The organism is Kitasatospora sp. NPDC056783, assembly GCF_042789895.1.
GTDB lineage: Bacteria > Actinomycetota > Actinomycetes > Streptomycetales > Streptomycetaceae > Kitasatospora.
This window is the reverse complement of sequence record NZ_JBHUAF010000393.1, coordinates 1-8,022: the sequence shown is the minus strand read 5'-3', so window position 1 is coordinate 8,022 and position 8,022 is coordinate 1. Positions and strand designations below refer to the sequence as shown.

General features: G+C 72.3%; 7 protein-coding genes. 3 read left to right on the top strand and 4 right to left on the bottom strand.

Going from position 1 to position 8,022, the window contains the following annotated elements; all coding sequences use genetic code 11:
* Positions 1 to 8: 8 nt before the first annotated feature.
* On the bottom strand, positions 9 to 665 hold the full coding sequence (locus ACFRMQ_RS34660; protein ID WP_380734763.1) for an HAD family hydrolase: 657 nt from the start codon (positions 663 to 665) through the stop codon (positions 9 to 11).
* A 61-nt stretch (positions 666 to 726) separates the two neighbouring features.
* On the bottom strand, positions 727 to 1,236 hold the full coding sequence (locus ACFRMQ_RS34655) for a DUF6912 family protein (protein WP_380734762.1): 510 nt from the start codon (positions 1,234 to 1,236) through the stop codon (positions 727 to 729).
* 400 nt (positions 1,237 to 1,636) lie between these two features.
* Between ACFRMQ_RS34655 and ACFRMQ_RS34650 the strand changes: the two genes are divergently transcribed.
* Entirely contained in the window at positions 1,637 to 2,113 is a 477-nt protein-coding gene (locus ACFRMQ_RS34650) for an Rv3235 family protein (RefSeq protein ID WP_380734761.1), read from the top strand.
* 149 nt (positions 2,114 to 2,262) lie between these two features.
* Here the strand turns inward: ACFRMQ_RS34650 and secA are convergent, their stop codons facing one another.
* Positions 2,263 to 5,025, bottom strand: a complete 2,763-nt coding sequence (secA, locus tag ACFRMQ_RS34645; RefSeq protein WP_380734760.1) for a preprotein translocase subunit SecA — start codon at positions 5,023 to 5,025, stop codon at positions 2,263 to 2,265.
* Between the two features lie 242 nt (positions 5,026 to 5,267).
* Here secA and ACFRMQ_RS34640 point away from each other — a divergent pair, with 242 nt between their 5' ends.
* Together ACFRMQ_RS34640 and ACFRMQ_RS34635 are read left to right on the top strand one after the other, a co-directional pair.
* Positions 5,268 to 5,831, top strand: coding sequence for a GNAT family N-acetyltransferase (locus ACFRMQ_RS34640; RefSeq protein WP_380734759.1), 564 nt, complete (start codon positions 5,268 to 5,270; stop codon positions 5,829 to 5,831).
* A 59-nt stretch (positions 5,832 to 5,890) separates the two neighbouring features.
* Positions 5,891 to 7,120, top strand: coding sequence for a winged helix-turn-helix domain-containing protein (locus ACFRMQ_RS34635; RefSeq protein ID WP_380734758.1), 1,230 nt, complete (start codon positions 5,891 to 5,893; stop codon positions 7,118 to 7,120).
* Between the two features lie 12 nt (positions 7,121 to 7,132).
* On the opposite strand, the gene ACFRMQ_RS34630 is transcribed toward ACFRMQ_RS34635, so the two are convergent.
* Positions 7,133 to 7,885, bottom strand: a complete 753-nt coding sequence (locus ACFRMQ_RS34630; RefSeq protein WP_380734757.1) for a response regulator — start codon at positions 7,883 to 7,885, stop codon at positions 7,133 to 7,135.
* Between the last annotated feature and the right edge of the window lie 137 nt (positions 7,886 to 8,022).

The following is an 8,022-nucleotide window of genomic DNA, read 5'->3' as shown; positions in this document are numbered from 1 at the left end:
CGGGGGGCTCAGCCCGCGAGCCGGCCGGCCAGCTCGACCGCCTCGGCCAGGCTGTCCACCACCGGGACGCCGACCGGCTCCAGCTTCTCCCGGGTATGCGAACCACCGGTGTAGAGCACCGCGTGGGCGCCCGCGTCCAGCGCCGCCAGCGCGTCGTCCGCGGCGTCGCCGATCAGCACCGTGCGGGCCGGATCGACCCGCTCGCCGAGCGCGGCCAGGTGCCGGGTCAGGTGCTCCGCCTTCTTCCCGCCGGACGGGCCGCTGCGGCCGTCCACCCGCAGGAAGCTGCCGGCCAGGCCGAAGGCGTCGACCAGCGGGACCAGCCGGTCGTGGTCGTACATCGACAGCAGCGACTGGCTGTGCCCGGCCGACTGCCAGCCCGAGAGCAGGTCCCGCGCGCCCTCGGTCAGGCCGCAGGCCGGGCTGAGCTCGCGGTAGCGGACGTGGAAGGCGTCGTCGAGGTCCAGCCACTCCTGCGGGGAGGGCATCCGCCCGAGCAGCCGCTCGTAGAACCTCGGGATCGGGATCTCGTACTGCTCGCGGTACTGCTGCAGGGTCATCGGGCCGACGCCGATGGTCGCGAACGCGGCGTTGCTCGCCCCGAGCACCGCCTCCATGTCGTGGAAGAGGGTGCCGTTCCAGTCCCAAACGATGTGAGTGCGCACGGGGCGAAACGGTAACCCGGACGGACGACACGCCGGTAGGGCGGAACTCACGCCGCCGGGCTCACGCGAGCAGCGAGGGGATCTCCTGGGTCGCGTACCAGAGCAGGTCGTGGTCCTCGGCGCCGTCCACGGTGAACTGGGCGTCCTGGTCGCCCGCGTCGGCCGCGGCCACCGCCGCCACCGCCGCCGCGACGTCCGTGACCACCTCGTCGTCGGCCACGTCGGCGTGCACCGCGGCGGCCTTGGCCAGCCGCACCGGGCCGGCCAGCACCACCCGGCCGAGCGAGGCCTGGTCCTGGTACTCGTCGCCGGGGAACGGGCGCACCGACGCGTCGGCCACGTCCAGCGCCACCACGACCCGGCGGCGCGGGGCGTCCGGGTCGCCGGCCAGCAGCCGCAGCGAGGACTGGGCGGCCCGGTTCAGCGCCGCGTACTCCAACTCCTCCAGGTCGTCGCTGACGTACCACTCGCGCAGCGCGGGCGTCACGGCGTACGCGGCGGACTGATCCAGGGCGCCGCCCTCGTGCGCCGCCGCCAGGCCGGTCAGGGTGGTGGGCACGTACACGCGCATCGGTGGCACTCTCCGGTTCGTCCAGCGGGGTTCGTCCAGCGGCACAGCTTCTCCAGCGCCCCAAGAATAAGCGCCGCCGGGCCGCCCGTGATCACCCTCGGTACGGGCGGGCCCGGCCACCGCCGGAGCCCGCCCCGCCGGGACGGCACGGGGCGGCGGCCGGGCACCGCCACCCGGTCCGCCCAGCCGGAACGTCCCCTTTCGGGCCCCGCGGCCCGTCCCCGCCCGTCAACCCGGCGCCGGTGAACGGCCCGCCCGGCCCGGCGCCGCACTGGCCTGTTCGCCCGGATAGGTGAAACCGGCGGCCCGACCCGGCCGGGCCGAAACCCCGTTGCCGCACCGCCCGGAACGCCCCCAACCTGGGCCCGTCCTGCCGATCATCCCCGGCCGAGGAGCGCCCGTGACCACCCCGTTCAGCGACCACCTGACCACCCGGCTCACCGCCCGCCCGCACCGCCGCCCGCGCCCCACCGGCGGCTGCGACGCGGCCGGGCGCCGGCCGCGCCACCCGCGCGCCGCCTGCACCGGCGCCCCCTCCCCCGGCCCCGGCCCCGACCCCGGGGCGCTGGCCTCCCGGTTCGCCCATCGGCTGGTCGAGGTGCTCACCGGCGCACGGTCCTCCGGCCAGCTGATGCGGCACACCAGCCTGGACGGCTACGGACAGCTCGCCTCGCTGGTCCGCGTCGGCGCGCTGCGCCGCGGCGGCGCCGCCGACCGGCCCCGGCTCGGCCCGGTGCACGAACGCTCGCCCTCGCCGGACGCCGTCGAGGCCTGCGTCCGGGTCGACCTCGGCCGACGACACCACATGGTGGCCTTCCGGCTGGAGCAGCGCGGCCCGGCCGGACAGTGGCAGTGCACCGCCGTGGAGGCCCGGTGAACGCCCTGCCCGACCCCCGGCGGTACCCAACGGCGCAGGGCGCCGCCCCGGTCCGGGAACGGCGCCCTGCGCGGCGTCCTGCGTGTCGGCACGCCCTGCGTCCGGCGCCCCGCCCGGGCGGTGTGCCCGGGCCCGGCGCCGCGACCGGCTCAGGCCTTGCGGCGGCGGCCCTTGGCCGACTTGGCGGCCTTGCGGCGCTCGGCGCGGGTCAGCCCGTCGCCCTCGTCCTCCGGCGCGAGGTCCTCGAAGTCGCCCTCGATCACACCGCCGCCGACCTCGTCCGAGGGGGCCGTGTAGTGCAGCCGCTGCGGCTTAGGGGCCTCCAGGCCCTTGGCCTTGATCTCCGGGCGGGCGGCGTCCTTCTCCAGCTTGTCGAGCACCACCTGGGCGTCCTCGACCGGGACCTCCTCGACCTGCTGCTCGACCTGGACCTCCAGGTTGAACAGGTAGCCGACGGACTCCTCCTTGATGCCCTCCATCATCGCGGTGAACATGTCGAAGCCCTCGCGCTGGTACTCGATCAGCGGGTCGCGCTGCGCCATGGCCCGCAGGCCGATGCCTTCCTGGAGGTAGTCCATCTCGTAGAGGTGCTCGCGCCAGCGGCGGTCCAGCACCGACAGCACGACCCGGCGCTCCAGCTCGCGCATGATCTCCGCGCCGAGCTGGTCCTCACGGGCGCCGTACTGGCCCTGGATGTCCTCCTGGACGGACTTGATCAGGAACTCGGGGGTCATCCCGGCCTGGCCGCCGGCCTCCTCCTCCAGCTCCTCCAGGTCCAGGGCGACCGGGTAGAGCTGCTTGAGCGCCGTCCAGAGCTTCTCCAGGTCCCAGTCGTCCTCGAAGCCCTCGCCGGTCGCGGCCCGGACGTACGCCTCGACGGTGTCGTCCATGAAGTGGCCGACCTGCTCCTGGAGGTCCTCGCCCTCCAGCACCCGGCGGCGCTCGCCGTAGATGACCTCGCGCTGGCGGTTGAGCACCTCGTCGTACTTGAGGACGTTCTTGCGGATCTCGAAGTTCTGCTGCTCGACCTGGGTCTGCGCGGAGGCGATGGCGCGGGTGACCATCTTGGACTCGATCGGCACGTCCTCGGGCACGTTCGCCATCGAGAGCACGCGCTCGACCATGCCGGCCTTGAACAGGCGCATCAGGTCGTCGCCCAGCGACAGGTAGAAGCGGGACTCGCCCGGGTCGCCCTGACGGCCGGAGCGGCCGCGCAGCTGGTTGTCGATGCGGCGCGACTCGTGCCGCTCGGTGCCCAGGACGTAGAGGCCACCGGCCTCCTTGACCTCGTCCTGCTCGGCCTTCACCGAGGCCTTGGCCTTCTCCAGCGCGGTCGGGAACGCGGCCTCGTACTCCTCCGGGGTGTCCGTCGGGGTCAGCCCGCGCTGCGCCAGCTCGGCGGCGGCCAGGTGGTCGGCGTTGCCGCCCAGCATGATGTCGGTACCGCGGCCGGCCATGTTGGTGGCGACGGTGACGGCGCCCTTGCGGCCGGCCTGCGCGACGATCTGCGCCTCGCGCTCGTGGTGCTTGGCGTTCAGCACCTCGTGCGGGATGCCGCGCTTGCGCAGCTCCTGCGACAGGTACTCGGACTTCTCGACCGACACGGTGCCGACCAGCACCGGCTGGCCCTTCTCGTGCTTCTCGGCGATGTCCTCGACCACGGCGGCGAACTTGGCCGGCTCCGACTTGTAGATCAGGTCGGGCTGGTCGATGCGCAGCGGCGTCTTGTTGGTCGGGATCGGCACCACGCCGAGCTTGTAGATCTGGTGGAACTCGGCGGCCTCGGTGGTACCGGTACCGGTCATGCCCGCGAGCTTGCCGTACAGACGGAAGAAGTTCTGCAGGGTGATGGTGGCCAGGGTCTGGTTCTCGTTCTGGACCTCCACCCCTTCCTTGGCCTCGATCGCCTGGTGCATGCCCTCGTTGTAGCGGCGCCCGGCCAGGATTCGGCCGGTGTGCTCGTCGACGATCATGACCTCGCCGTTCATCACGACGTAGTCCTTGTCCGCCTTGTACAGCTCCTTCGCCTTGATGGCGTTGTTCAGGAAGCCGACCAGCGGGGTGTTCACCGACTCGTAGAGGTTGTCGATGCCCAGGTAGTCCTCGACCCGGGTGACACCCTCCTCCAGGATGCCGACGGTGCGCTTCTTCTCGTCGACCTCGTAGTCGCGGTCGATCTTCAGGCGCAGCACCAGCTTGGCGAAGTCGGCGTACCACTTGGTCGCCTGGTCGGCCGGGCCGGAGATGATCAGCGGGGTACGGGCCTCGTCGATCAGGATCGAGTCGACCTCGTCGACGACCGCGAAGTTGTGGCCGCGCTGGACGAGTTCGTCCTTCGACCAGGCCATGTTGTCGCGCAGGTAGTCGAAGCCGAACTCGTTGTTCGTGCCGTACGTGATGTCCATCGCGTACTGGCGCTTGCGCTCGACGGGCGTCATGCTGCCCAGGATCACGCCGACTTCGAGGCCGAGGAAGCGGTGCACCCGGCCCATCCACTCCGAGTCGCGCTCGGCGAGGTAGTCGTTGACGGTGATCAGGTGGACGCCCTTGCCGGTCAGCGCGTTCAGGTACGCGGGCAGGGTGCCGACGAGGGTCTTGCCCTCACCGGTGCGCATCTCCGCGACGTACCCGTAGTGCAGGGCCGCACCACCCATCAGCTGGACGTCGTAGTGCCGCTGGCCGAGCACGCGCTTGGCGGCCTCACGGACGGTGGCGAACGCCTCGGGGAGGATGTCGTCCAGGGTCTCGCCGTCCACGAGCCGCTGCTTGTACTCGTCGGTCAGTGCGCGCAGCTCGGCGTCGGTGAGGTTGACGAAGTCCTCTTCGATGGAGTTGACCTGGGCAGCAATCCGCTGCAGCTTGCGAAGGATCTTGCCCTCGCCGGCGCGCAGGATCTTGTCGAAGACGGACACTTGAGCGGGCTCCTTGCCTGTATTGGCACTGGACGACTGCACGGGGGGTCCACCCCACCGCACGGGCCATCGTATGCGAGGAGTCCAATCCGCCGGGAGGTGCGTCAGCACGGTATTCCCGTGTCACTCGCCCGAGCACATGGCCCGATAGCACCGTCCACCGGGGCAAAACGGTCGGCGAGACATGGAGTTGGGCGCATATTCGGATGCCCGCCCTCCCCCCGCGGCGGAATAATCCGTTCATGGACGAACCTCTCGCCACCGAGTTCCCCACGCTCACCACCGACCGGCTGCTGCTGCGCGCCCCGCGGGAGTCGGACATCGACGCCGTCTACGCCGCCTGCCAGGACCCGGAGATCCAGCGCTGGACGGTCGTCCCGTCGCCGTACCGGCGCGAGGACGCGGAGTTCTTCGTGCGCGACCTCGCCCCCGAGGGGCGGCGCACCGGGGCGAACCGGATCTGGTGCGTGTTCGAGCGCGGGTCCGGCACGCTGGTCGGCTCCCAGGCGCTCGTCCTGCGCGCTCACGACCCCGGCTCGGCCGAGATCGGCTGGTGGGCCGTGAAGGAGTTCCGCGGCCGCGGCTACACCACCGAGGCCGCCCGCGCCGTCTCCCACTACGGCCTGCGCGGACTGGGCCTGCGCCGCCTGGAGTGGCAGGCGTACGTCGGCAACGAGGGGTCCCGCGCGGTCGCCGAGAAGGCCGGCTACCGCTTCGAGGGCACCCTGCGCTCGTACGCCGAGCAACGCGGCGCCTTCCACGACGCCTGGATCGCCTCACTGCTGGCCGGCGACGTGGAGGACTGAACCCGGGGGCCGGGCACCGCCCGGGGCCGCTGTCGGTGCCCCGGGCTACGCTCCCCGGCATGACCGCCGCTGCCGCCAGTCCCGCACCCTCCGCCGGCCCCGGGCCCGTCACCGTCCTCGGCGCGGACGACGCCCGCCGGATCGTCCTGCGCGCCCAGGGCCTGCTGGGCACACCGGACCGCCGGGCCGGGGTGCGCGGAGTGCTGCGCCACCTGGGGTCCGTCCAGTTGGACACCATCTCGGTGCTCGCCCGCTCCCACGAACTGGTGCCGTACGCCCGGCTCGGCGCGGTCGGCCGCCCGGCCGTCGAGGCGGCCTACTGGGGCGGCGGCACCGGCTTCGAGTACTGGTCGCACGCGGCCTGCGTCCTGCCGATCGAGGAATGGCCGCTGTTCGCCTTCCGGCGCCGCCGCTACCGCGACCGCGGCCACGTCTGGAACCAGCGGGTCGCACCCGAGACCCACCGCGCCGTACTGGACAAGCTGCGCGCCGAGGGGCCGTTGACCTCCACCGAGCTGGGCGGCGCCAAGAAGACCTCCGAGTGGTGGGACTGGTCCGACACCAAGATCGCGGTGGAGCGGGCGCTGGCCTTCGGCGACGTGGTCTGCACCGAGCGCCGGAGCTGGAAGCGGGTCTACGCACTGGCCGAACAGGCCGTCCCGGAGGCCCTGTTCGGGCAGGATCCGTCGGACGAGGAGTGCGTGCGCACCCTGGTCGCCCAGAGCGGCGCCGCGCTCGGCGTGGCCACCCGGGCCGATCTGCTGGACTACCACCGGCTGCGCCCCGAGCAGTTGGACCCGGTGCTCGCCGACTGCGGGCTCGTCCCGGTCGAGGTGGTCGGCTGGGGCCCGGACGGCGCCCCGGCCCCGGCCTGGGCCGATCCGGCCGCCCTCGCCACCGCCCCGCGCGGGCGCCACCGCACCACGCTGCTCTCGCCGTTCGACTCCCTGATCTGGGACCGCCCCCGCACCGAGCGGATCTTCGGCATGGCGCACCGGCTGGAGGCCTACACGCCCAAGGAGAAGCGGGTGCACGGCTACTTCGCGATGCCGCTGCTGGCCGGCGGCCGCCTGGTCGGCCGGGTCGACCCGGCCCGCGAGGGCCGCACCCTGGTCGCCCGGCAGGTCTCGCTGGAGGGCGGCCGGGACGGCGGCGCCCGGCACGTCGAGGCGCTGGCGACGGCGCTGCGCGAGGCGGCCGCCTGGGTCGGCTGCGAGGAGGTGCGGGTCGGGACGCTGCACGACGAGCGGCTGCGCCCGGCCCTGGAGAAGCTGCTGGCAGGCGGGTAAGTCCCGCCCGGCTCAGCCTATTTCGAGGATCTTCTCCCGCATCGCGTACACCACGGCCTCCATCCTGGAGTGCAGTTGGAGCTTCTCCAGGATGTTGCGCACGTGGTTCTTCACGGTGTTCTCGCTGATGAACAGTTCCTTGGCGATCTCCCGGTTGTTCATCCCGGTCGCCACCAGCTTGAGCACCTCCAACTCCCGGTCGGTGAGCCGGGGTGCGGGCACCAGGTCCCGGTCGTCGGAGCGGCGCTGGATCATCGACTTGAACTCGGTGAGCAGCTTGGACGCCATCGACGGACTGATCTGCGACTGACCGTCCGCGACCGCGCGGATCGCGGTGGCGACCTCGTCGGTGGAGATCTCCTTGAGCAGGTAGCCGGTGGCCCCCGCCTTGATCGCCTCGTAGAGGTCGGCCTCCTCGTCGCTTATCGTCAACATGATGATCTTGGTGCTGGGCGCCACGTCCTTGATCGCCGTGCAGGCCTCGATCCCGCTGCGGCGGGGCATCCGGACGTCCATGAGAATGATGTCGGGCAGCAGGTCGGCGGCCTTCAGCACCGCCTCCGCGCCATCCCCCGCCTCGCCGACGACCTTGATGTCCGGCTCCTCCGCGAGGACGATCTCCAGCCCCCGGCGGAACAGTGCGTGGTCGTCCACCACCAGCACCCGGATCGGCTCACCCCGGCGCGGCTCGTACGCGGGCTCCTCCTCCGCCCCCAACGGCAGCCCTGGCCCGGCCCCGGGCCCCAGCCCGAAGTGATCCCCCATCCGCTCCTCCCCCTTCGCGGGTCGTCGTGCGCCAATCATTCCACGCTCCGACACCACCACGGTCACGCTCCGGTGCCGATTCCCCCGCATCGGGTGACCCCACCGTCCGGGACGCGCCGGCGTTCGAACCACCAGGC